General features: G+C 42.4%; 23 protein-coding genes and 1 tRNA gene. 8 read left to right on the top strand and 16 right to left on the bottom strand.

Annotated elements, in window-relative coordinates; genetic code table 11:
• Position 1: 1 nt before the first annotated feature.
• The 4 genes from CLNEO_RS00390 to CLNEO_RS00375 all read right to left on the bottom strand — a co-directional run bounded on the left by CLNEO_RS00390 (position 2) and on the right by CLNEO_RS00375 (position 4,270).
• Positions 2–862, bottom strand: a complete 861-nt coding sequence (locus CLNEO_RS00390) for an ABC transporter ATP-binding protein (RefSeq protein WP_408605429.1) — start codon at positions 860–862, stop codon at positions 2–4.
• Positions 837–1,925 carry a branched-chain amino acid ABC transporter permease gene (locus tag CLNEO_RS00385; RefSeq protein ID WP_066083373.1) on the bottom strand — a complete coding sequence of 363 codons (1,089 nt, stop codon included), beginning with the start codon at positions 1,923–1,925 and terminating at the stop codon, positions 837–839. Before CLNEO_RS00385 ends, CLNEO_RS00390 begins: the two co-directional genes overlap by 26 nt.
• A gap of 3 nt (positions 1,926–1,928) precedes the next feature.
• A complete protein-coding gene (locus tag CLNEO_RS00380) occupies positions 1,929–2,816 on the bottom strand; it encodes a branched-chain amino acid ABC transporter permease (RefSeq protein WP_066083370.1) in 888 nt (295 codons plus the stop codon).
• A gap of 209 nt (positions 2,817–3,025) precedes the next feature.
• Entirely contained in the window at positions 3,026–4,270 is a 1,245-nt protein-coding gene (locus CLNEO_RS00375; protein WP_066083369.1) for an ABC transporter substrate-binding protein, read from the bottom strand.
• 287 nt (positions 4,271–4,557) lie between these two features.
• On the opposite strand from CLNEO_RS00375, the gene thyA reads away from it, so the two are divergent.
• Together thyA and CLNEO_RS00360 are read left to right on the top strand one after the other, a co-directional pair.
• Positions 4,558–5,388 (top strand): thymidylate synthase, encoded by an 831-nt coding sequence (gene thyA, locus CLNEO_RS00365; RefSeq protein WP_066083365.1) that lies wholly within the window; start codon positions 4,558–4,560, stop codon positions 5,386–5,388.
• 13 nt (positions 5,389–5,401) lie between these two features.
• On the top strand, positions 5,402–5,890 hold the full coding sequence (locus tag CLNEO_RS00360; RefSeq protein WP_066083363.1) for a dihydrofolate reductase: 489 nt from the start codon (positions 5,402–5,404) through the stop codon (positions 5,888–5,890).
• Between the two features lie 266 nt (positions 5,891–6,156).
• Here the strand turns inward: CLNEO_RS00360 and CLNEO_RS00355 are convergent, their stop codons facing one another.
• Complete coding sequence (locus tag CLNEO_RS00355) at positions 6,157–7,362, bottom strand: CCA tRNA nucleotidyltransferase (RefSeq protein ID WP_066083361.1); 1,206 nt, start codon at positions 7,360–7,362, stop codon at positions 6,157–6,159.
• A gap of 490 nt (positions 7,363–7,852) precedes the next feature.
• On the opposite strand from CLNEO_RS00355, the gene CLNEO_RS00345 reads away from it, so the two are divergent.
• From CLNEO_RS00345 to CLNEO_RS00330, 4 genes are all read left to right on the top strand, one after another.
• Positions 7,853–7,925 (top strand) — tRNA-Lys (locus CLNEO_RS00345).
• Positions 7,926–8,091: 166 nt separating this feature from the next.
• A complete protein-coding gene (locus CLNEO_RS00340; RefSeq protein WP_066083357.1) occupies positions 8,092–9,084 on the top strand; it encodes a CotS family spore coat protein in 993 nt (330 codons plus the stop codon).
• Positions 9,085–9,432: 348 nt separating this feature from the next.
• On the top strand, positions 9,433–10,857 hold the full coding sequence (locus tag CLNEO_RS00335) for a PEGA domain-containing protein (RefSeq protein ID WP_066083355.1): 1,425 nt from the start codon (positions 9,433–9,435) through the stop codon (positions 10,855–10,857).
• Positions 10,858–10,871: 14 nt separating this feature from the next.
• Complete coding sequence (locus CLNEO_RS00330; protein WP_066083354.1) at positions 10,872–12,599, top strand: phospho-sugar mutase; 1,728 nt, start codon at positions 10,872–10,874, stop codon at positions 12,597–12,599.
• Between the two features lie 79 nt (positions 12,600–12,678).
• Here CLNEO_RS00330 and putP read toward each other — a convergent pair whose 3' ends face one another.
• From putP to CLNEO_RS00280, 11 genes are all read right to left on the bottom strand, one after another.
• Positions 12,679–14,223 (bottom strand): sodium/proline symporter PutP, encoded by a 1,545-nt coding sequence (putP, locus tag CLNEO_RS00325; protein WP_066083353.1) that lies wholly within the window; start codon positions 14,221–14,223, stop codon positions 12,679–12,681.
• A 312-nt stretch (positions 14,224–14,535) separates the two neighbouring features.
• A complete protein-coding gene (locus CLNEO_RS00320; RefSeq protein WP_066083351.1) occupies positions 14,536–15,138 on the bottom strand; it encodes a TetR/AcrR family transcriptional regulator in 603 nt (200 codons plus the stop codon).
• A gap of 18 nt (positions 15,139–15,156) precedes the next feature.
• Positions 15,157–16,359, bottom strand: a complete 1,203-nt coding sequence (locus CLNEO_RS00315; RefSeq protein WP_066083349.1) for a Card1-like endonuclease domain-containing protein — start codon at positions 16,357–16,359, stop codon at positions 15,157–15,159.
• A 38-nt stretch (positions 16,360–16,397) separates the two neighbouring features.
• Positions 16,398–16,811, bottom strand: coding sequence for a GerW family sporulation protein (locus CLNEO_RS00310; RefSeq protein ID WP_066083347.1), 414 nt, complete (start codon positions 16,809–16,811; stop codon positions 16,398–16,400).
• Positions 16,804–17,808 carry a hypothetical protein gene (locus CLNEO_RS00305; protein ID WP_066083344.1) on the bottom strand — a complete coding sequence of 335 codons (1,005 nt, stop codon included), beginning with the start codon at positions 17,806–17,808 and terminating at the stop codon, positions 16,804–16,806. The genes CLNEO_RS00310 and CLNEO_RS00305 overlap by 8 nt, the downstream gene beginning before the upstream one ends.
• Position 17,809: 1 nt before the next feature.
• Positions 17,810–18,493, bottom strand: a complete 684-nt coding sequence (locus tag CLNEO_RS00300; protein ID WP_066083342.1) for a TIGR01906 family membrane protein — start codon at positions 18,491–18,493, stop codon at positions 17,810–17,812.
• Positions 18,477–18,803 (bottom strand): hypothetical protein, encoded by a 327-nt coding sequence (locus CLNEO_RS00295; RefSeq protein WP_066083338.1) that lies wholly within the window; start codon positions 18,801–18,803, stop codon positions 18,477–18,479. Before CLNEO_RS00295 ends, CLNEO_RS00300 begins: the two co-directional genes overlap by 17 nt.
• A gap of 105 nt (positions 18,804–18,908) precedes the next feature.
• Complete coding sequence (locus tag CLNEO_RS16075) at positions 18,909–19,079, bottom strand: hypothetical protein (RefSeq protein ID WP_096348784.1); 171 nt, start codon at positions 19,077–19,079, stop codon at positions 18,909–18,911.
• A gap of 1 nt (position 19,080) precedes the next feature.
• A complete protein-coding gene (locus tag CLNEO_RS00290; protein WP_330382543.1) occupies positions 19,081–19,449 on the bottom strand; it encodes a sulfite exporter TauE/SafE family protein in 369 nt (122 codons plus the stop codon).
• Positions 19,446–19,799, bottom strand: a complete 354-nt coding sequence (locus CLNEO_RS00285; RefSeq protein ID WP_066083336.1) for a sulfite exporter TauE/SafE family protein — start codon at positions 19,797–19,799, stop codon at positions 19,446–19,448. Before CLNEO_RS00285 ends, CLNEO_RS00290 begins: the two co-directional genes overlap by 4 nt.
• Before the next feature lie 90 nt (positions 19,800–19,889).
• The gene (locus tag CLNEO_RS00280; protein WP_066083334.1) at positions 19,890–20,255 is read right to left on the bottom strand and encodes a hypothetical protein; all 366 of its coding nucleotides are present in this window, start codon (positions 20,253–20,255) and stop codon (positions 19,890–19,892) included.
• A 358-nt stretch (positions 20,256–20,613) separates the two neighbouring features.
• Here CLNEO_RS00280 and malQ point away from each other — a divergent pair, with 358 nt between their 5' ends.
• Together malQ and asnB are read left to right on the top strand one after the other, a co-directional pair.
• On the top strand, positions 20,614–22,209 hold the full coding sequence (gene malQ, locus CLNEO_RS00275; protein WP_066083332.1) for a 4-alpha-glucanotransferase: 1,596 nt from the start codon (positions 20,614–20,616) through the stop codon (positions 22,207–22,209).
• Positions 22,210–22,449: 240 nt separating this feature from the next.
• Positions 22,450–24,279 carry an asparagine synthase (glutamine-hydrolyzing) gene (asnB, locus tag CLNEO_RS00270; protein WP_066083329.1) on the top strand — a complete coding sequence of 610 codons (1,830 nt, stop codon included), beginning with the start codon at positions 22,450–22,452 and terminating at the stop codon, positions 24,277–24,279.
• Positions 24,280–24,281 lie beyond the last annotated feature (2 nt).

Below are 24,281 nucleotides of genomic sequence, written 5' to 3'. Positions count from 1 at the left end.
ATTACTCATCCTCAGCCACCCCCAAATATGCGTCAATAACCCTCTGGTTGTTTTGAATTTCATTGGGTGTGCCGTTGGCAATCATTTTACCAAAGTCGATGACATAAATACGGTCGGAAATATCCATTACCAAATTCATGTGGTGCTCTATCATAAAAACGGTGAGATGGAATTGATCTCTGACTTTTCGGATAAAGTCCGTCAGCTCATCGGTTTCCTGGGGGTTTAACCCTGCCGCAGGCTCATCCAGCAAAAGCAGGGAGGGGGTGGTTGCCAAAGCACGGGCGATTTCCAAATGACGCTGCTTGCCATAGGGCAGGGAGCTGGATTTTTCGTCCTTTAGCTCATACAAATCCAATATACGCAAAAGCTCCAGCGCGTCCTCCTTCATCTTTTTCTCTTCCTTCCAATTAATGAGGAAGGTATCCGCAAAAACATTTGCCTTCATGCGCATATGCTTTGCAATTAATACATTTTCTAAAACGGTTAAGTTTTTAAATAGACGAATATTTTGGAAGGTACGGGCGATTCCTAGCTTTGTAATTTTATCCGGCGTAGGCTCCAGTACTTTTTTATATTTTCCCTTATGTTCCCCGGCATATAATTTTTCCATTTTACCCCTGGGATAGTTAGAAATAATATTTTTTCCTTCAAATTCCACTGACCCATTGGTGGGGGCATAAACACCGGTAATTACGTTAAAGGCCGTTGTTTTGCCGGCGCCATTTGGCCCGATGAGAGAAACGATTTCCCCTTTATGTACCTCCAAGGAGAGGTTGTTTACGGCAACAACGCCGCCAAACTGCATGGTAACATCCTCTACGGAAAGGACTTTCTCACTCACAGCCTTCACCTCCCGTATTTTTCTTTTTCCCCAAACGTTTCAATATAAAGTTCCAATTAAACTCCCTCGTGCCCATAATGCCTTGGCGGAAGAATAAAACGACAATCATTAAAATAACCGAAAATACAACCATACGGAAGCCGCTCTTTAACAGGGGCACCTTAAAGCTGCCGATATAGGTTTCCATATCCAAGAAGCGCAGCCACCATTCTCTTGATGCAATGACAAGGAAAGAGGAAATAATGCTTCCTGTGACAGAACCCATACCGCCGATGACAACAATCAGCAAAATGTTGTAGGTTAAGGTGATGTTAAAGGTGGTGGAGGTGATTGCGCCTAGGTACATCCCCATAAGTGCACCACTAATGCCTGCAAAAAAGGAGCTGATAATGAAGGAAAGCTGCTTATGCTTTGCAAGATTAATCCCCATGGCCTCCGCGGCAATTTCATCCTCACGAATTGCTTTAAAGGCCCGGCCATAGGAGGAACGAATCAAAAGGCTGATGATAAAAATACAAATTCCCACAACAATAAAAGGATAGTAAAAGTTGGAGAACTTTGGTATCATTTTTAGCCCCAAAGAACCATTTGTTATACGATTCATGGGGGAGCTGCCCACAATAATACGAACAATTTCCGCAAAGCCTAAGGTGGCGATGGCGAAGTAATCGCTTTTTAATCGAAGTACAGGGGCACCGATTAAAGCTGCAAGAATTGCCGCAACCAATCCTGCCAAAACAAGCCCTGCCCAAACGGGCACCTGCAAATTGGAGAGCCAATCGGCAACGCCATAAAGATAGTATACGCCGGGGCGGCTTTTTGCAGGAATGGTAAAAATGGCAAAGGTATAGGCCCCAATTGCCATAAACCCTGCCTGTCCTAAGGAAAACAGCCCGGTAAAGCCGTTTAATAAATTCATTGAGACTGCCACAAGTGCATAAATTGCGCCTAACTGCATTACGGTGCGAAGCATGAAGGTAGGCCTTGTATAATGATTAACATAATATAAAATGCCTGCGCATACCAAAAGGGCAATCACGGAAAAAAGGATTTTTAATTGAGTGTTCTTTTTTTCTGTCATGTTTTACACCTTCTCAGTTATTTTTTCGCCAAACAGACCTGTCGGCTTAATCAGTAAAATGACGATTAATAAAATAAACGTAAATACATCGCTAAACTCCGAGTAACCTGCTGCTTTAATAAAGGTTTCGGAAAGACCAATGATGAAACCACCCAAAACCGCTCCGGGAACAGAGCCGATTCCGCCGAATACCGCCGCAATAAAGCATTTTAAGCCGGGCAAGGAGCCGGCAAGAGGGTACACGGAGGGACGTGGTGTGAAATATAAAATAGAACCGATTGCAGCCAAAAAACAGCCGATGACGAAGGTGAAGCTAATGACACGATTGATTTTAATTCCCATGAGCTGTGAGGTTTCAAAATCCTTGGAGACAGCACGCATTGCCATGCCGATTTTGGTATGATTGATTAACTGTATTAAAATAAATACGAAACCCAAGGTTAAAATTGGGGTAATAAAGGTTACAACAGAGGTGGAAATACCGCCGAAGGAAATGATTTTTGTCAAAAAACCAATGGCAGGATATGGCTTTGGCAAGGCTGAAAATAAATATGTAGCTACATTTTGCAAAAAGTAGGAAACGCCGATGGCGGAAATCATGATAGACATACGAGGTGCGCTTCTTAAGGGCTTATAGGCCAGCTTTTCTATTACAACGCCAAGAATAATGGTTGCGCCGATTACGATTACGATTGAAACATACCAAGGTAAAGTAAAATTCACCATAGAAAAAATCATAAAATAAGCAGCCATCATAAAAATGTCGCCGTGGGCAAAGTTAATTAAGCGCAAAATACCGTATACCATGGTATAGCCAATGGCAATTAAGGCGTAAATTCCGCCGATGGAAATGCCTGTTAGGCAATATTGTAAAAATGCGTTTGTTGTCATGGTTACAACCTCCAGACAAGTTATAGTTGGTTTAGCGGCTTGAAAAGGTTTAAAAAGGGACGTTATCTTTTGTTAAAAATGAAACCCCTTTTGTTTCCTTTGCAAACCTTCACAAGCCGCGGGTGCAGAAAAAAAGTGCCGAGAGGAGAAACTCCTCCCGGCAAATTGCTTCAATGATTGTGCCAAGGGTTAATTTTCCCTATTCAATATTATTCGGCAGACTGTGTTTTCAAGAAGTTAAACTTACCATCTTTAATTTGCTTGATGTAAGCTACGTTCTTTATAGCATCGCCGTTTTCGTCAAAGGAAATTGCGCCGGTTACACCAGTGAAGGATGATGTTTTTAATGCATCACGCAGTGCTACGGAGTTTAACGCATCAGATCCGTCTAAGGATTTCAAAGCTTCGTAAATGGACATATATGCATCGTAACCCAAAGCAGAAACGGCAGCAACACCGTCGGAACCGCCGTTGGATGTAAGGTTTTGAGGATTGCTGTTCAAGTAAGCCTTGAAGCCTTCAACAAATTCCTTTGCAACGGGGTTGGTATCATCATGTTCATCAAAGAAGGTGGAAAGAGCAACGCCTTCTGCGGCAGAGCCTGCTGCGGAAATGATTGTTTCATTTTCCCATGTATCGCTGGCAATAATTTGTGCAGTAATACCGTTTGCCTGCGCCTGAGGCAACAGCAAGGTCGCGGTAGCGATAGAGGAAGGAGCAAAGATACAATCGGGGTTTGCTGCCTTAATTGTAGTCAAGATTGCATTAAAGTCAGACTCATTTGTCTGATAGGTTTCATTAGCAACAATTGTGCCGCCCATGCCTTCAAATGCCTGCTGGAAGAATGCGGCAAGGCCTGTGGAATAGTCATCGCCGTTCTGGCTGATGAGGGCAGCTGTTGTATAGCCCTGCTCTTTTGCGTAGGAAGCCATGACTGTGCCCTGGAAAGGATCCAAGAAGCAGGTGCGGAAATAGAAATCATTACCCAGTGTTACCTGAGGGTTTGTGCAAGAAGCACCCATGGCAGGAATCTGAGCATCAGCAAAGGTCTGGCCTGCGGCAATGGAAACACCGGAACCATAGGAACCAAGAACTGCAACAACGCCGGAGCTGATTAAGGACTGTGCTGCTGTAACGGCTGCTGTTTTGTCAGACTGGTTGTCAACTTCTACTAATTCAATTTTGTATGTAGTGCCATTAATGTCAACGGTAGGGTTCATCTGGTTTGCATAACGCATACCCAGAACCTCCTGCATACCGCCGCCGCCGTTTTCACCTGTGGTAGGCTCGAAAACACCGATTTTGATTGTGTCGCCTTCAATAGCGACGCCTGTTGCAGTCGCGTCATTTGCTGCATTATCACCAGCAGCGCCATCATTGGAAGCACTACCGCCGCAAGCTGCCAATGACAGCATCAGTGCAGCTGACATAGTTAAAGCGAGAAACTTTTTCATAATACAACTACCTCCCTAGTCTTTTTTGCCCCAAAGGACAAAATACTGTTTTTAGCGATGGGTGTCCTTAAGAAATGGACAGATGATTTTCGCATCGCTGACAAGAGTGTACCACAATTTAGATTATTAGGCAATATTTACAACATCTTTTTAAAAAAAATACATGGTTTGTCTAACACAACTATGCCAAATATTTTCTCTAAAGCTATAGAAAAACAGGCAGTGTTCCTATATAATGAAAGCGGACTCCTCGACAGTAAGGGATCCAAGAAAAGGAGGAGAGAAATTTGAGCAAAGCCGACGATATTTTTATTAAAAATTGCACGGAAATTCTTGGAAATGGGTTTTCCACTGAAAATGAAAAGGTTCGTCCTCACTGGGAGGATGGTGCGCCTGCATATACCATAAAAACTTTTGGTGTTGTCAATCGCTATGACCTTTCACAAGAGTTTCCTCTTTTAACCCTGCGGGCAACCAATTGGAAGGCCGCCATTGACGAAATTCTTTGGATTTGGCAAAAAAAATCTAACAATATCCACGACCTAAACAGTAAAATTTGGGATTCATGGGCGGATGAAAACGGCTCCATCGGGAAAGCTTACGGCTACCAGCTGGGGGTGCCCTATCCCTTTAAGCATGGCGTGATGGATCAGGTGGATAATGTGTTGTGGCAGTTGAAAAACACACCCTATTCCCGTAGAATCATGACAAATATTTATAATTTTGCGGATCTGGCGGAAATGGGTCTGGAGCCTTGCGCCTACAGTATGACCTTTAATGTGGTTGGGGATAAATTAAACGCAATTTTGAATCAGCGTTCTCAAGATACCTTGGCGGCAAATAATTGGAATGTGGTACAGTATTCTGCCCTTTTGATGATGTTTGCTCAGGTAAGCGGTTTGAAAGCGGGAGAATTGATTCATGTAATCAGCGATATGCATATTTATGACAGGCATATTCCTATGATTGAGGAATTAATGCAAAGAGAAAAATTTCCTGCACCAAAGGTACGATTGAATCCCGAAGTAAAGAGCTTCTATGATTTTACAGTGGAGGACTTTATTGTGGAGGAGTATCAACATGGGAAGCCCATAGGGAAGGTTCCTGTGGCAATATGATAGGAGGACACATATGAATTTAATTGTAGCGGTGGATGACAAATGGGGGATTGGCAAGGACGGGGATTTGTTGTGCCGTATTTCAACGGATATGAAGCGGTTTCGTGCCATTACCTCGGGGAATGTATTGATTTTGGGGCGAAAAACCTTGGAATCCTTCCCCAATAAAAAGCCTCTCCCCAATCGTGACCATGTTGTTTTAACCAATAATTTGGAATATAAAGCAGAAGGCGTTGTCCTTTGTCATAGTATAGCGGAGTTACCCGATGCGTTGAAGAATTTTGGAGAGAAAGAGGTATTTGTGGCAGGGGGCGAAAGCATTTATCAACAGCTTTTGCCGTTTTGCCAAAAGGCGTATATTACGAAAATACATGCCACCTTTCCAGCCGATACCTATTTCCCCGACTTAGACCAACTGCCTGAATGGGAGATTGGGGAGGAAGGCGAGGAACAAGAGGAAAACGGTGTGAGGTTTTCTTTTGTGTTGTACCAGAAAAAGTAGGAGCATAAGACCTTGGGACTAAGACCTTGGGCGTTGCCCTCTCACTGCCCAAGATAGGGCAGTGAGAGGAGCTGGATTTTGCGCAGCAAAAGTGGTGAAAACGCCTGCTTGCTTTTTGAAAAAAACAAGAGCAAAAACCTTTGTTGAAACCGCATATTTATGCGATTTCTAAAGGGTCAAGGGTGAAACCCTTGTGGGTGTTTGAGGGCAAAGCCCTCAAGGTTTTGGCCTTGCCCTTGACCTTGCCCTTTATCTTGGTCTTGCCCTTACATTAGTTCTTTCGCCTTATCCAGTAAAAGCTGTTTATCGTTCCACTGTGGGTTTTGATGCACGAAATCCAAAAGCGTAGCCAAAAGCTGCCCTAACGCTTTCCCCTTGGGTACGCCAATCTCCATTAGCATCTGCCCATCTACTGCCAGTTGCTTTAAGCTAAGGCAGTCCCTATCAGCAAGGATTTTCGCAAGACATTCAGCGGTTTTTGCATAAGACGACGTTGGCTGTAATAGCTCTTGCAGGATCAGTAGCTGCTGTAGAGCTTCAATGCCAAGTTTTCCTGCTAACATACGCAATGGATACCCTTCGGTGGGAAGCTCCTGCTTAAGGTATTCCACCAAAAGACAAATCCGCTTTAGTCCGTCATTGTCAAACTTTAGTTTTCTTAAAAAAACCCTTGCTTCTTGGACAGAATAATCCTGCAAAACAATGGTCCAACGCAATATTGCATCCTTTGGTGCTTGGCGTAATTGCTCTAGAAGGTTTGTCCCACGTTCTGTAATTCGGGTAGCAAGAAGGGGGTCAAACTGGGTTAGCAAACCGCTTTCCCAAAGCAAGGGCATTTTTTCATAATGGGCGCAAAGCCATAGCTTCTCCATTTCATCATGAATCCGTTCCACACTGATTTTTCGTATCAGCTCTTTGTTTTCACAAAGGGCATTGTAGGTTTCCTCCTCCACGAAAAAACCTAATTGTGCCGCAAAACGTACACAACGCAGCATCCGCAGGGCATCCTCTTGAAACCGCAGGGCAGGTGTTCCTACCCCACGAATGGTTCTTCGTTGTATATCCTCCCTGCCCTGAAACGGGTCCTGATAGCCTTCTTGGGGATGGTAGGCAATGGCATTCATGGTAAAGTCACGGCGCAACAAATCCTCTGTAAGGTTTTTGGTGAAGGCAACGCTGCTTGGGCGGCGATAGTCTTCATAGGCTCCTTCGATGCGGTAAGTGGTCACCTCGTAATTGGTATGGTTTAATACTACCGTTACGGTACCATGCTGAATGCCTGTATCAAAGGTGCGAGGGAACAGCTTCTTTGTCTGCTCCGGGTTAGCTGAGGTAGTAATATCCCAGTCTTTTGGCGTGGTGTGTAAAATGGTATCTCTGACACAACCCCCTACGATATAGGCCTGGTGGCCATCTTGATTAAGGGTTTTTAAAATATATAAAACATCCTCTGGCAATGTGTTTGAAAGCATAAGCATTCTCCTTTGATAAGCGTTTGGTTCATATTTTTGTGTGTAAAGGAAAAATGGAATAAAACCTTTTTTGAAAAGCTGCTTAGAAAAAACTTGATTATTTTATGGGTTTTAATTAAGGCAACGCCGCACAATTTGCGGCTGACGCCTTGTACGCCCATCTGCTTGCATCTTTTTCGTCAGCCTGCACAGTTGGACATACAGAATGATGCGGTATTACCTTAAATATCATTGGTTTATAAAAAAAGCGTTTTAAAATAATCAACCAGTAAGTACATAATAAAAGCATATGATAGAATATTATAACATAAATTTTTAAATTACAAAGAAAAGCTGTCGCAGTTTTTTTTAAAAATGCTGAAAAAAGTATTATTTTTAGAAAAATTGAAATATTAATGAATAAAAAAACAAGAAATTGAAAAAAATAATTGCAAAACAGTTGACAAAATAACAAAGGAGTGCTAACATATTTTTTGCAGTCAACAAATATGCGCCCTTAGCTCAGTTGGTAGAGCAACTGACTCTTAATCAGTGGGTCCAGAGTTCGAGTCTCTGAGGGCGCATCTACGAAGCAGAGTGACTTAGAGGTAATTCTAGGTTGTTCTGCTTTTCTTTTGCCCATTTTACTTCCTCGGTTTGGAAGTTTTTCTTTTTTTACGGATATTTTCATTCGTTTCCCCATAGAATGGTACAGAAATGTTTTGTCCGTAATCGGCAGGGGGAATGGATATGGAGGACATATACGAGAAAATATTGTGGGAGGGCTATGGTCTGCGTTTTTACAGCGGAACACGCACTCGAACAGGACTTGTCTGTAAGACGGACAAAGGGCTCAGAGAATTAAAAAAGGCAAGGGAGCGGATGAACAGCATTCGCTATGCCCATGATGTAAAGGAATGCCTCTATCGAAATGGGTTTACTGTGATTAGTAGGTTTTATAATGCTATGGATGGGCAGCCTTGCTTTGTTAAGGATGGAACAATATATGTTTTAGAGGAGCTTTTGCCTGCCGCATCCATGGAGGAGGAAAAGGAGGAGGCGTTTATCAAAGGGGCGGAAACATTAGGTAGGATGCATTTTTGCGCTAAGGGCTTAGAGAGCAATTTTGCCCAGTGGGATACAGGGCGTTTGCCGGCACAATTCACCAAACGTAGAATAGAGCTTGCCAAAATAAAGCGCCGTATTCAAAGACAGGGTGGCTACGATGCCATAGATTTATTGGTGATGGAGCATTATGATACATATATGGAGCATACCCAACAGGCAGAAGCTCTTTTACAGCAAGCGGATTATCCCAAATTGGTTGAACAAGCCAAAAAGGAAGGCACGTTTTGTCATCAAAGCTATAAGGGCGAAAACCTAAGAGTGGGCGATGACGGAAGGCTGTATGTAGGCGGCTTTGAGGGCTGCAGCAGCGATATTCCATTGTTGGATTTGGTGGCATATCTAAAACGCTATATGAAAAAAACAAACGGCAGCAAAGCCGGGGTGATGCAAATTCTTGAAGCATATGAGAAAAATAACCCATTGGAGGAAGATGAAAAAATATTATTACAGGCGCTGGCAATCTATCCGGAAAAATTCCTGCGGCTGATCAATGAGTATTACAACAAAAGGAGGGCCTGTGTATCACCGGCCATGCAGGAGCGACTAGCACTGGCTGCAGAGGAGGAGGAAAGAACAAAGGATCTGCTTTGCTTTATCCAAGAAGTGCAGCCATGATCATGAAAAAACAAAAAAGCCCTTTTTCGATGAAATTAGATTAGAATGGAAAAGGGCTTTTCATTTTTTCTCGTTTTTCAGAGAATTTTGGGAAGAGCCTTTGTCAATTCTTCTTGCAACTTATAGGGGAAGCGTATAAAATGTATTTAGGGAAACACTGATTTATTCCGTGGGCACATCTAATTGGTAAATTTTTTTCTTGGACATCGTCAAAAAGCTTGGCAATAGCGCCGCTGTTACTATGTTTTTGACTTGCTAATGGAAAATTTCCTCGACAATCTGTGCGCCTTTTATTAAATCCGGGCTTCCTTAGGTACGTCTGAAAATTCCCCGAAGGAGGAGAAACCCATGAAGGACTATCACTTTGAAAAAGATAATGATGACTTTGATGAAACCATTCGGTTAGATGATATAAATAGGGAAATGAAAAAGCTGGAGCAGGAGCAGCCGGAGGATGATTTGGGAGATAAGGATGCGTTTTTGGATGCATTTGAAACGGAAAAATTTGAGCAGTCCAAAATTTCGGAGGAGCCCCGGCAACCGTCAGGTGCAAAAGAGGCTGCGCCCTTTGTGGATGGGGACGAGCCTATGTTTAATAAAAAAACAGCGGCAATCATTGCTGCCCTTGCGGTTATTGTGGCCATTGCTTGCTTTGCTATTGTACGGGGGATGTTTTTTTCTGGCAACAGCAATCAAATTGTATCTTTGGAACAAACGCCTGTATTAATACAAGGGGCGTTGGCCAGCGGTGAATTGATTGTTTATGATATTAAGGCAGATGTGAATAAAAGCATCGCCGTGACGGAGGAAACGGAATTTACCAATGCCCAAGGCCAGGTGACAACTGCAGTTCAGCTTAACATAGGGGAGCTTATTATGGTGGGGCTGGATAAGGATGGGAAGAGCGTATTAAGCCTGAACATGGGTGGAGAAATAGAGATTATTGAAGAAACAGGGCTTACGGCAGATATTGCTTCAAAACAGCTCCTCGGTGCGCAGAAGAATTATAGCTACGGCGAGAAGGCTGTTTTTATGTATAATCAAGAGGAGATTCACCCGAAAGACCTGGAAGCGTGTGATGTGCTGATTTTAAAAAGCTATGAGGATATTGTTTGGTCTGTTGATGTGGCGGAATATCATGGATATATTTCTGTTGAAAATAAGGACAACATCATAAACGGCATGTTTCAGCTAGATGATGAGGAACCGGTGCCCCTGGAGGATTTGGAGCGCATTGCAGTCAAGGAAGGAACACATACGGTGACTGTTTTGGGAGACAATATCGAAAAAAGAACAGACAGCATTTTTGTTGAAACAGGCGAAGAATATAAATATGATTTATCCAAGGCGCAAGAAAAGGTAGGCGTTTTAATTATTAATTCCAATGTGTCAGATTACAAACTTTATGTCAACGGCACTTTGGTGGATAGCGTAGTTCCCTCTGTGCTGCCTTTGGGTGAATATGACGTTGTGATTTTAAAAACCGGTTATTTGGAATGGAGTCAACGTATTGTTTTAAATGCGGATACGCTTACAATCGATGCAAACTTGCAAAAGGACATACAATTTGGCACGGTTTATATCGTTGCAAATGTGGATGGAACACAGATTTATATTGATGGAAAGGAGATGGGTACTGCACCCATGGAATGTAATCTGCCTTTTGGAAGCTATACCCTTGAGGTGGAAAAGAGTGGATTTCAGCCATTTTCTACAACCATTACAGTCAATGGCAGTTTTGTTCGTGTAAATGTGGAATTGTACAAAGAATAAGTGGAGGCGGGAGTATGGAGCATATGAATAGATACCATCAATGGCTATCGGATCCGTCCATTGATGAAAAAACAAAGGCGGAATTACGCTTGATTGTGGATGACGAAAAAGAAATTAAAGAGCGTTTTTATAAGGAGTTGGAGTTTGGAACAGGCGGTTTGCGTGGAATTATCGGCGGGGGGAGTAACCGACTGAACACCTATACCGTTGGAAAAGCAACTCAAGGCTTGGCAAATTATATTAAAAAAGAGGGCGTACAGGCAAAGGGGGTTGCCATTGCTTATGATTCCAGGCGTATGTCCCCGGAATTTGCACAGATTGCAGGCTTGGTTTTAGCGGCAAATGGTATTCCGGCGTATGTATATCCTTCCCTGCGGCCTGTGCCCATGCTTTCTTTTGCTGTCAGACATTTTGGCTGTACGGCGGGGATTGTTATTACTGCAAGCCACAACCCCCCGGAATATAATGGATATAAGGTGTATTGGGCGGACGGCGCCCAGGTGGTTTCACCTAGAGATACAGGAATTATTGATGAGGTAAATGCTGTGGCGCAGTACGGGCAGATACTTAGAATGGAGCAAAAAGAGGCAGAGGAAAAGGGCCTTTATCACATCATTTCAGAGGAGGTTGACAACCTTTATGATGAGCAGGTGTTAGCTCAGCGTCTTTGTCCTGAAGTTGTGGCGGAGATGGGGGAGGAGCTTTCTGTTGTTTATACGCCCATTCATGGTTCGGGAAATTTGCCGGTACGCCGTGTTTTGAAAAAAGCAGGTTTTAAAAACGTATTTGTGGTTGCTGAGCAGGCGGAGCCAGATGCGGATTTTACAACTGTAGGCTATCCAAACCCCGAAGATCCCAATGTATTTACCCTTGCGAAGAAACTGGCCGAGGAGAAAAACGGAGATATTATCGTGGGTACAGATCCGGATTGTGACCGGGTGGGCGCAATGGTGAAGAACGAAAAAGGCGAATATGTTGCTTTAAGCGGAAATGTGGTTGGGGTACTTTTAACGGATTATATTCTAAGCCAAAAGGCAAAAAAGGGTTTATTGCCTAAAAACGGCGTGGTTGTTAAAACGATTGTTAGCACAGAAATGATTCAGCCTATTTGTGATAACTTTGGTGTGGAAAAAATGGAGGTTTTAACGGGGTTTAAATTCATAGGGGAGAAGATTAAGGAATTTGAAGAAACAGGAGCCTATGCGTATATTTTTGGCTTTGAGGAAAGCTATGGCTATTTGGCGGGAACCTATGCCAGAGATAAGGATGCCGTGGTATCAACAATGCTCCTTTGCGAAATGGCCGCTTATTACAAGAAAAACGGCTTAACCATTTATCAGGCATTGCAAGGGCTATATGAAAAATATGGGTACTATTTGGATGGTGTAAAGGCCATTACCCTGAAGGGGTTGGATGGGGTAGAGCGCATCCAAAGGATTATGGCATCTTTGCGAGAAAAAACGCCCCGTGCTTTTGCTGAAAAAGCTGTGGTTTGGGCAAAGGATTATAAAATGCAGATTTTTAGAAACCTGCAAACGGGAGAAACCCAAACGAGTACCTTACCCATGTCTGATGTGCTTTATTATACGCTGGAGGATGGAACCTGGCTTTGTGTACGTCCTTCGGGCACAGAACCTAAGCTGAAATTTTATATAGGAGTAAAAGGGGAAAGCCTTGAGGATGCCAGAGAACAACTGGCGGCGGTGGAAAAGGATTTGGATGAAAAGATTGCTGCTATCTAAAGTAAAAATATTTTTATAAAATGAAAAGCCATGATAAAAAATATCATGGCTTTTTTATGTAGTGTTTTCTTAGAAATTCTTATTTGCCGGTGCACATCATTTTTACACGATCAAACACATCGGTGACTTCTTTTTCAGGAGCTTTTGTCATAAGGCTTACAATGATAATCGCCGCAAAGGAAACCAAAAATGCGGGAAGTAATTCATAAATATTCCAAGCGCCGCCCATGGGTCTTACGAAGTATTTCCAAAGGAATACCATTGCGCCGCCGGCAACCATCCCTGCCAAAGCGCCTTGCTTGTTAGAGCGTCTCCAGAACAATGCAGTCAGTACAACAGGGCCAAAGGCAGCGCCAAAGCCTGCCCAGGCAAAGGATACAATGGCAAAGACGGAGCTTGCGGGATCTCTTGCGATAAAGGCTGCAATAATCGAGATAACAACAACGGAGCATCTTGCGACAGTCATAGCTTTTTTCTCGGACATTTTAATGCCGAAGAAGGTTTGCAGCAGGTTATGGGAAACACTGGAGGATGCCGCCAAAAGCTGAGAATCAGCAGTGGACATGGTTGCCGCCAAGATACCAGCCAAAATAACACCTGCAATCAACGCAGTTAGAATATTGCTTTGACTTAATAGGTTTGCAATTTGAACAATAATGGTTTCGGAAGCAGAGCCCTCTAAAACAGGGACTGCACCAACCTTAGAAACACTATAGCCAACAACACCGATAAAGATGGCTACCGTCATGGAAATTACTACCCAAACCGTTGCAATACGGCGAGAAAGGGTCAGCTTTTGGGTATCCTCAATTGCCATAAAACGCAGCAAGATATGGGGCATACCAAAATAGCCTAAGCCCCAAGCCATCGTGGAGCAGATGGTTAAAAAGCCATAAGGAGTGGCAGAATTTGCAGAAGCACTGTACATAGAAGTCAGGCTTAAGTAGCCGGGTAATGCCCTTGCATTTGACATTACGGTATCCAAGCCGCCCGCAACAATAATGCCAAAAATTACAACAACAAATAAAGCAATTGTCATAACGATGCTCTGAATTAGGTCAGTGGTGCTGGCAGCAGAGAAGCCGCCTGTTGCTGTATAAGCAACAATTACAATGGCGCTGATAATCATAGCCGAGTGATAGCTTACGCCGAACAAGCTGCTAAATAGCTTGCCGCAAGCTGCAAAGCCCGAAGCTGTGTAGGGGATAAAGAAAATGATAATTACCACTGCCCCGATGCACATCAGTATGTTTTTATCATCCTTGTATCTTCTGGAGAAGAAATCGGGCAGGGTAATGGAGTTTTGTGCCTCATGGGTGTAAATACGGATACGCTTTGCCACGAAAAGCCAGTTAATATAAGTACCTATGGCCAAGCCGATGGCCGTCCATGCTGGGTCAGCAATGCCGCAAAGGTATGCAACACCAGGTAATCCCATAAGAAGCCAGCTGCTCATATCGGAAGCTTCAGCGCTCATTGCTGTTACAAAGGGGCCCAGTTTTCTTCCTCCTAAATAAAAATCCCCCACGTTTTCATTCTTTTTTGACCAGTAAATTCCAATTGCCACCATAACCGACAGATATACGGCGATGGCAAGCATAATACATACTTGTGCTGATGACATACTCTCATATCCCTTCTTTTAAGATGATAGAGTTTTTGTGAAAACTTCAGATTTTTTCAAAAATTGACGGTAGGCTGTGCTTTTGTTCCTTTAAAGAAGAAAATCAGCACAGTAATCTGAAAAATAAGTTTTCAGAAACACTCTAATTAATTTAATGTAAAGGATTATAACATAATATTTTTAAGACTAAAATACAGAATAAAGTATAGAATTTATATTATACTAAAAACTAAAAAATAGCCAAAAAGTCTTTGTATTAAAAGGTTTTTGACTAGACGAAAATTTATATTTTTATTATTTCCCAAAATATAATTAATGGCAACGGGTCGCTTTTGCCCGAAATCCTGCCAAAAAAAGGGGCATCATTTGCTTGGCATATTGGCAAAGGGAATACTCCCCATTACAGATACACCAGTCATAAATTAACGCCCGTTCGCACAAGGCGTAGGCTTTTACGAATTCATTCACCGAAACATCGGAACGCAGGTCACCCTTTTGCTGACCCTCGGCTGTAATTTGACGCAATATTTTATAATAAACGCGGTTATGGTCCAATAGATGTTTTTGTCCGCTTGTAATAAGCTGGGAAGAATACAGTCTTGCTAGTAAATCCATGGAAACGCTGTTATCAATCATACGAAACAGCTCTTGATTTAAAAACATGAGCTTATCAAAGCTGTCCATTTCCCCATCAAGCTGAGGAATTAATTCTTGATATTTTTCATCAAACAGTTCTGAAAGTGTGCCAAAAAGGGCATCCTTTCCGCCGAAATAATGGTAAAAAGAGCCTTTTGAGGTGCCGGATTCCTCCACGATTTCTTCAATGGTGGTGGCATCATAACCCTGTTCGTAAAAAAGCTTCCATGCTGCGGAAATGATTTTGCTTTTCGTATTGCGGCTGTTCTTTTTCGCCATTTTCTACCTCCTTGCATATTAAATCTTTTTCCATTTTAAGCTGATCAGATCATGCTCTCGAATTGCCCGTACCAAGCGCTGGTCAAAATCCTCCGCCATGATGTCTGTTGCATCTAAAAGCTCCAAGCCCAGCTCTTGGGCGCGCTTATAGGTTCCTATATGAATTTTCTTTTCCTTACTATAGGTTACAATAATGCCTTTTGAAAACCATCCGCCCAAACGTTTTTTTGCAATCAAAAGTTCATTTAACGCCGCAGTATCCGCCTCTCGTAATTTACAGGAAATAAACACAGGCAAGGATTCATCCATCAGAATGACATCAATTTCATTCCCTGCCACGGTGATGTTATCATAGGCGTTCCAATCAATCATGGTTCCTAGTTTTACATCATTAAACTCCCCCGATTGAGCGGCAGCAATATACACATAAAGCTCCAGCCAAACACCAAAGCTGATGCAGTATTGTCTATCCTCAATGGTGGAAAAGGAAAATTGAACCTGCTTACCTTCTTTTATATACAAGTCTTGCATAAAGCCCAGCTCTTGAAATTTTTCCAAAATTTCTCTATCGGGATAAACAGCCTTGCCATTTTTCATATGTATATTCCATTTGCTCTCCATAAACAGCTCATGGGGCAAGGTTCTTGCCACGACGGTTTGTATGAAGCTGCAAGTAAATTTCCATTGAAAAAGACGCTGAAACAAAAAACGTGCCATTTCTTGAATGGCGGCAAATCGCTCCTGAGAGGGGGGACGATGAGATTCGCCCATGAAGCAGGCGCCCTTTGCATCCACAAAGTCCTCCAGGGTTAAGGCTCCAGTTTTTGCCACTAAGCTGTCGTCCGCAAGGTTTGTGATGCACTTATTTACCAGGTCTGTATGCAAAAGGGGAATATTTAATTTGGTTCCCGCCTTATATCCCGCAAGGAGCATCAATTCGCTGCCGCCCGTTAAATCCAAAGCGCATTCTTCAATCCCATGGCGATCTACAACCCTTGTAATTTGACGGAATATTTTATCAACGGATAAAATATTAATGGGATAATGCTCTAGCTGAATTCCTGGAATATTACGCTCCAGGCACTTTTTTAAAGAAGCAAAAACCAGCATATCCTGCATGCCGCTGTCATAAAAATAGATTATTTTTTTCGGCCGCAGTGCCAAGGGTGCCACAATGTTTTTTAATACATCCTTATCGTAAAACTCAATGAGAAGCTCCACAGGAACCATCTCCCTTCAAATCAATTTGCTGCAAAAGCTTATTTTTCGAACTCTTCAATGATTACCTCTTCTTCAAATTTAACGGGGGTATCGTCTTCCTGAGGTTCTTTTTTATCTCTATCGCCAAAAATTGCACCAAAATTCAGCTTGCTTACAACACCGGGTGCCATGTCAATTAATTTGCTGACAGCGTCCTGATTTTTAATATTAATGGTTTGAACGCTTCCGTTATGGATTACCAGTACGGCAGAGGGCGTAATTTTTGCCCCAACACCGCCTGCAGCGTTTATATTTTCCTTTGCCCCGGCGCCGGCGCCAACGGCCACTTCAATGAGAGGCAGCAGGGTTAAATCCCCAATCACAATAGCCTCGCCAACTACGGTTTTTGTGGAAACCAAATCCTCCACCTTATTGAAAAGCACATCCACCGATTCCTTGAAATCTTTACCCATTCTGCTTTCTTCCTTTCCAAAGTTTAATTAAAATTCTTCGCACGGGCTTTGTCCAAGCAAATGCCAAAAGGCTATATAAAAAATACCCCGGCACCAGCTTTCCTTTTATGCGTACTTCTATATCCTCCGCCACAAGACGGGTAAAATCTGCCTTTACTTGAATATTTCTACCGAATTTTGCTGTCAAAACGCCTACCAGTCCCATGAGATATCCGGTGAGATGGGGCTCACCCAAGCCCAATGTGGCCTTTAGCATCAGCTCATGGGGCAAAATACCTTTGATTAGGCGTTTTAACAGTTTTTTTGCAGCTTGGAATATTTCCCGCTTGCCCTCAATTTCCTGAAATTTGTTTAGGTAATGCCGGAGCTTGTCTGCTTTTGAGAAGAAATGGGAATTCTCATTTTTTTCTCCTGTAAAGAAATCTTCATTTTCCGTTTCCTTGTGAATTTCTATGGGCTTTTCTTCAATTTCAGAAAGCTTCACACGCCGCACTTTTGGCGTTGGCGGCAAAGGCTCTGCGTCCGTTTCCCTTTGGGGGGGGAGGGCTTCTTGCAAAGGTACATTTTCCGATTGTTTTTCTGCTTCTGTTTTTGCCGGTGTTGATTCGGCCATATAAATGCCCCCTGAGGGCTGTTTGTCTGAGGAAGGCACTTTTTCTCTGACAACCACAGGGCTTTGTGCACTGATTGGCTGTTGGCTTGGTCTTGATTTCTTTTTTTTGCGCCGTTTTTTCTTTTTATTGCCTAAAAGAGTGAACCACAGTATTTTTACCGTGATTTCCGGTTCGATTCCGTGGATATATTTTCCATGGATTCGAATGGTGCCAAAGAGCCAATGCAGGGAAAAGTCGCCTTGAAGCGCTTCTTTTTTTTCCCCCGCAAGGCGATATTTCAAAGGGCTGATGAGAACGACTGTAATGATGAAAATCAACAGCACAAGAATGCTCAACAACAAAATCCCTATGAACTTTAACACAGCCAATAGTATGCTTAACATATCATTCCCCTGTCTTTATTCCCTTTGCCAAAAACCAAGATATGCCCCAGACAATCAAAGCACTTGTCCCAAAAACCCCTGTAATCCAAAAGGCTGTATCCCGAAAAAAACCTTCCGGGACAATGTTGATTAATAAATCTGTTTTGTTATTTAAAATCCAATCATTATTGTTGAAAAAAATTTTATGAAACAAGGTAAAATAATGATTGAAATTAAAAAGTACGAGCACCACCAAAAGCCCAGTTCCCGCAAAAAAAACGGCGATACTCCATTGAATTCCATAAAAGAGAGCGCTGCCTTTTTTTAAAAACAGCAAAATTCCCATGACAAATACGGCAAACAATAGCGCCTTCAAACGCAGACTTTGGGCGGCAATAAATAATTTTTGCACATCTGCCATATGTTTTTTTTCTTTAGTATTAAAAAATTCTCGCTCTTGATTACCGATTTTTGTATAGATTATCAAATTATCTCGAGAGCCCTTTAAATAATCCATCATTTTCTCTGTGACCAAAAGCAAATCATCCATTTCTATATCAATTGCTTGTGTTACTTGGTATTTATTATACTCGTTCTCAAAGTATCCGTCCATGTGGTATATCACAAATTCCACAGAACTAAATAATAAAACAATCATAAGTGCAAGCCCGGCAAGAACGCCCAGCCCTTTATACACTAATGTCATCCATGATCCCTTCTATCCATGTGCTTGGATTTAATAAATCTTTTTGTTCTTTTACGGCTTCTTCTATGATGAAAGCCATAAGCCCGTAGGCCATTCGTTTACCGTTTGCAACGCCTACGATTACACCTTCTTTGGGGTGGAAACGTCCTCTACATAATTGCCATGAAGAAATCAATTCATACCGATTTTTTTCATAAATAAAAATGACACAATAAAGGCGGGGCATAGGAATATTTCGCTTTAAGGCATATACAATCGTTTCCAAATCGCTGACATTTTCCGCTACAAATAATTCTTGTGCCATTTTCATCGCCTTCGCCACCTTTTCTACCATTTCTTAGCATTATTATAGCAGAACAAACCAAAAAAGAAAATATGCAATAAACAGCACCCCTATTGGAGGGTGCTGTTGTGATTACTGAAGTGCTGCTTCCAGCTTAGACAGCTGATCGTAGGGATAATTTTGAAGCAATTCTTTATACTGTGGATTTGTCAACCCCGGGGTTTGTGTGTAGATCGCAATTTTTTCGTTTAAATTTGCCTGTATAAATTTTAGCTTTAATTTGGAAAATTCGTCTGTGTTCATATTATCGCTTCCTCTCTTGTTTTTTCTTTTTAAATACTTCACTTAGACCCATTAAAAACAGAAAACCACCAAATATTTTGCGCAGTAAATCAGGTTCTAGGGAAACAGCCAAAAATGAGCCTGCAGCAGCGCCGGCAAGGCCGAAAAAAGCCAGAGGCTTTGCGCTTTGCCACAAAACATTTTTATTTTTCGTATGGGTGATTAAAGCGACCACTGCGGTGGGGATAAAATAAATTAAATTGACCCCTTGGGCTTGGTGCTGATCTAATCCCAGAATTATAATGAGCGCCGGAATCAGTATTGTTCCTCCGCCGATTCCCATACCACTGATAATTCCGGAAAAAAAACCAATTACCACAATCCAAATCATAAAACCATCCTCACTGCAGCCGCAATCATAAACAGCCCGAAAATTCGGTGTAACCAGATGCCGCTAATTTTGTTCAACAGCTTTGCACCAACAATGCCGCCCAAAATACCGCCGGCTGATGCCCAAAGGGCCGTACTCCATTGAACGTCGGTTTTCCAGCAATAAATGGCCAAGGACAGCAAGGATAAGGGCAAAATAATGGCAATTGCAGTTGCATGGGCCTTATGCTCCTCCACATCAAGAAATCGCTCCATAGATGGCACAACAATGGTTCCGCCGCCGGAACCAAAAAGACCATTGGCAAAGCCTGTAATCAGACCGATGGTTATCTGTTTTCCTTTTTTTTGCACCGAAAGTTCACCACCTTTCTTTTCCTAGTATGGTGAAATATACCTAGAATATGTATGGCATCGAAAGAAAATCTTTCGATGCCGTTTTCATTAGCCCGCAACTGTTGCCGTGGTGTTGTTAAGGCCGTTTCTCACGCCGATTCCAACATCTCTGCTCATGTTAGTAAGGCTGTTTACATCATTGCCGTAAGGATTTCCTAAAGTATCCCCTGTTGTTATGGGTCTGCCGCTATTGATGCCATAGCCATCCCAATATGCCGCACCACTGCCGGTATAGGTTCCTGCGTTATAACCGTTAGAGTAGGCGGTACCGTCTGTGTCATACCCGTAATTCGCGTAGTCATAGTCAAAGCCTAGGTCATCCCTTGTAGCGCCAAGGTTATTGGCAGAGGTGCCACAGCCGCCAAAGGCAAGCATCATAAATGCTACCACTGCAATGAATCCGCTTTTTTTCATAATAAATACCCTCCTTTTTGCAAAAAAATCTTTGCATATATATTGTCTGACGGAAACAAAAAAAAATCCTTCATTTTCGTTGGAATTATGGGAAATTTTTGTCATAAATGCGGATAGAAGGATGTTAAAAAAACTGTTAAAATGTACCTTAATATTTTAAGAAGCAATGATTTAAGAAAAAATTTGTATTTAAAAAGTAAAAAAGCTTACGTATGAAATATTTGAAAAAACATAAGGTAAGTAAATGAGGACGATTTTTCTTTTTTGGCTAGTATTTGTTATAAAAGGTTGAAATAATTGTTTTATTTTTTGAAAAAAGAAAAATAATATATGGATTACCAAATAAAAGGAGGGTGTTATGTTTAAAAGCAGAAAAAGCGGTGTTCTAGTACACCTTTCGTCCATTCCTTCTCCCTTTGGTATTGGGGATTTTGGCGGGGATGCGTATCGTTTGATTGATAAGCTGGCGGCGGCAAAGCAAATGCTCTGGCAGATACTGCCCCTTTGTCCCGTGGATGGAAATGGGTCTCCATATCAAAGCACATCGGCTTTTGCGGGGGAACCGCTTTTCATTGCCTTGGATTTGTTGACGGAGGATGGTCTTCTTTTGGAAAAGGAAGTGGAGCAGGCAAAAGAAGTATCCTTTGTGCATACGGATTATGCAGCGGCCAGACGGCTGAAAATACCATTACTGCAAAAAGCGTTTGGGAAATTTTATGAAAACAAAATCCCTTCTGACTATTACGAATTTTTGGAGAAAAATAAATATTGGCTGGAGGATTATGCCCTTTTTATGGCGGCAAAGGCACATCTTACTAAAATCAGAAGGCAGAATCCAGAAGGGTTTTTGGAGTTTTTGGAGGAAGCAAAGGATTTTTTCACTGAAGCAAAGGGCACTGCATATTTTCAGACTGCCTGCTGGTGCACCTTCCCCACGGAGCTAAGACAGCGAAAGCCTCAAGCTTTGCTGGAATGGTCGGAAGCCCTAAAAAATGAAATACAATGGGAGTATTTTTTGCAATATCTATTTCATAAAGAGTGGCATGCACTAAAAAAGTACGCCAATGAAAATGACATTCAAATCATTGGAGATACGCCAATTTTTGTTTCTTATGACAGTGCCGATGTTTGGGCAAACCAAAAGGCATTTCAGCTCAACTCCTTGGGTTTTCCTACGGTGGTGGCAGGCGTTCCGCCGGATTATTTTTGCGAAAACGGGCAGCTTTGGGGGAATCCCCTTTACCAATGGAAATATCATGAAAAAACTGGCTACGCCTGGTGGATTTGTCGAATTCGCAAGGCCTTGGAGGATGTGGATATTTTACGGATAGACCATTTTCGAGGATTTGAGTCCTATTGGGAGGTTCCTTTTCATGCGGAGGATGCAAGAAGTGGCCAGTGGGTAAAGGGGCCGGGGATGAAGCTGTTTCGAAAACTGGAAAAGGAGCTTGGTACATTGCCCCTTATTGCCGAGGATTTGGGAATTATAACGGAGGATGTCCATAAGCTCAGGGAAAAAACTGGTTTTCCCGGAATGCGGGTGTTGCAGTTTGCCTTTGGCGAGGATACAAACCATCCCTATTTGCCCCATTCCTATGATAAAAACACAGTGGTTTATACCGGTACCCATGACAATAACACAACCATTGGCTGGTATGAAAATGCCACAGAAAAGGAACGGGATCATTTTCGTCGGTATATGAACGTGACCGGTGAGATGCCCAATTGGGATTTGATTCGTCTTGCCTTTTCCTCTCCGGGGCAAATGGCAATTCTTCCTTTACAGGATGTATTGGGGCTTGGCGGAGAGTATCGCATGAATATGCCGGGAACGGTGGAAGGGAATTGGTCCTTTGCTTTTGAGTGGGATATGTGGAACGAAGGATGTATAGAGGGGTTGAGGTACCTCTCTGCCTTATTTGGCAGAAATGATGCCGTAAGAAGTACTGATTAATTCTATGCGTATAAGGAGCTACCTGGTGTTTTTTTGTTAGGCGGTGTTAAAAAGTATGTCAATGGCTCTGCTATTTCTGGGGGTTTTCTGGACAAGCATTGGTAAAAAAAAATTTCTGCGATGTTCTGTGCAGTCACCATGTAATCAGTGCGTTCTTATAATTGATTTCTTTGACAATTTATGCTAAAGTTAAGCCTGAATTATATAACAGAAGCCTATCATTTTAGGAGGAAATAAATTATGTGCGGTATTTGCGGGTTTACAGGCCGGTTGGCCACATCCGAAGAAATTTTGGAAAATATGAAAAACAGAATTATTCACCGTGGGCCCGATAGCGGCGGTTCTTACATTGACGATGGTATGTCCATGGGCTTTCGCCGTTTGAGTATTATTGACTTAGAGGGTGGGCATCAGCCTATTTATAATGAAACAAAGGATATGGTAATCACCTTTAATGGGGAAATTTATAACTATCAGGAAATCAGAGAGGACTTAATTGCGAAGGGGCATGTAATGGGCAGCAATGCCGATACAGAGGTGCTTCTCCATGGCTATGAGGAATATGGCGAGGAATTACTTCCCATGCTTCGTGGAATGTTTACCTTTGTTATTTGGGATGGGAAAAATCAAACTCTTTTTGGCGCCAGGGATTTCTTTGGTATCAAACCTTTTTATTATGCTTTGCAAGACGGTCAGATGATTTATGGTTCGGAAATCAAAAGCATTTTGGAATATCCAAATTTTAAGCGAGAGGTAAACCAAGAGGCTTTGGAAAATTACCTGACCTTTCAGTACAGCGTTTTGCCCGAAACATTTTTCAAGGGTGTATTTCGCTTAATGCCTGCCCATTGCTTTACCTTTAAAAATGGTGCGCTGAAAATTAAGCGTTATTGGGAACCGAAATTTCAAAAGGATGACAGCAAACCTTTGGATGAATTTATTGAAGAAATTGACGCTGTAATGCAGGATTCTGTGAAAAAGCATAAAATCAGCGACGTTGAGGTAGGTTCTTTTCTTTCTAGCGGCGTGGATAGTTCTTATGTTGCCGCTTCCTTCCATGGAGATAAGACCTTTACCGTAGGCTTTGCTTATGAGAAATATAACGAAATTGATTATGCCAAGGCATTATCGGAAAAAATCGCCATTGAAAATCACAGTAAGCTCATTACAACGGAGGAATATTGGGATGTTTTGGGAAAGGTCCAGTATCATATGGACGAGCCCTTGGCAGACCCCTCTGCCATTGCCCTTTATTTTGTGAGCCAAACAGCGGCAAAGCATGTGAAGGTTGCCTTAAGCGGAGAGGGTGCAGATGAATTTTTTGGCGGATATAATATTTACCGCGAGCCCCATGATTTGCTCCCCTTAACACGCTTGCCAAGACCCATTCGCAGAGGTTTGGGAGCGGTTGCAAAGCGCTTGCCTAAAATGAAGGGGAAAAACTATCTCATTCGCGGCAGTAAGGATTTACAGGAACGCTTTATTGGAAATGCTTTTATGCTGTCGGAGGAAGAGCGGGAGCGTATTTTGAAAAAGCCTACGGGGAATTTCCATCATACCCGTTTGACAAAGCCATTTTATGATAAGGTGAAGGATCAGGATGATGTAACCAAAATGCAGTATATTGATATTCATTTTTGGCTGATTGGGGATATTTTGCTGAAGGCGGACAAAATGAGCATGGCACATTCCTTAGAGGTGCGTGTGCCCTTTTTGGATCGGATGGTGTTTGATGTTGCCCGTACGCTGCCCACAAAATATAAGGTAAACAAGGAAAATACAAAGTATGCCATGCGTCAGGCGGCACACCGCTATCTGCCGGATATGGTTGCCGAAAAGAAGAAGCTCGGTTTCCCTGTGCCCATTCGCATTTGGCTAAAAGAGGACAAGTATTACAATATTGTAAAGGAGGCTTTTACCTCCAAGGCGGCGCAGGAGTTTTTTAAAACAGACGAAATTGTAAAATATTTGGAGGAGCATCGGGCTGGAAAAGCGGATAACAGCCGCAAAATTTGGACAGTCTTTATGTTTTTAATCTGGCATAAACAATTTTTTGAAGAAATTGCTTAAAA

Origin of the sequence: Anaerotignum neopropionicum (genome assembly GCF_001571775.1) — a bacterium.
Taxonomy (GTDB): Bacteria; Bacillota; Clostridia; order Lachnospirales; family Anaerotignaceae; genus Chakrabartyella; species Chakrabartyella neopropionicum.
Note: the sequence above shows the minus strand (reverse complement) of the source record. Positions and strands in the feature narration are given on the sequence as shown.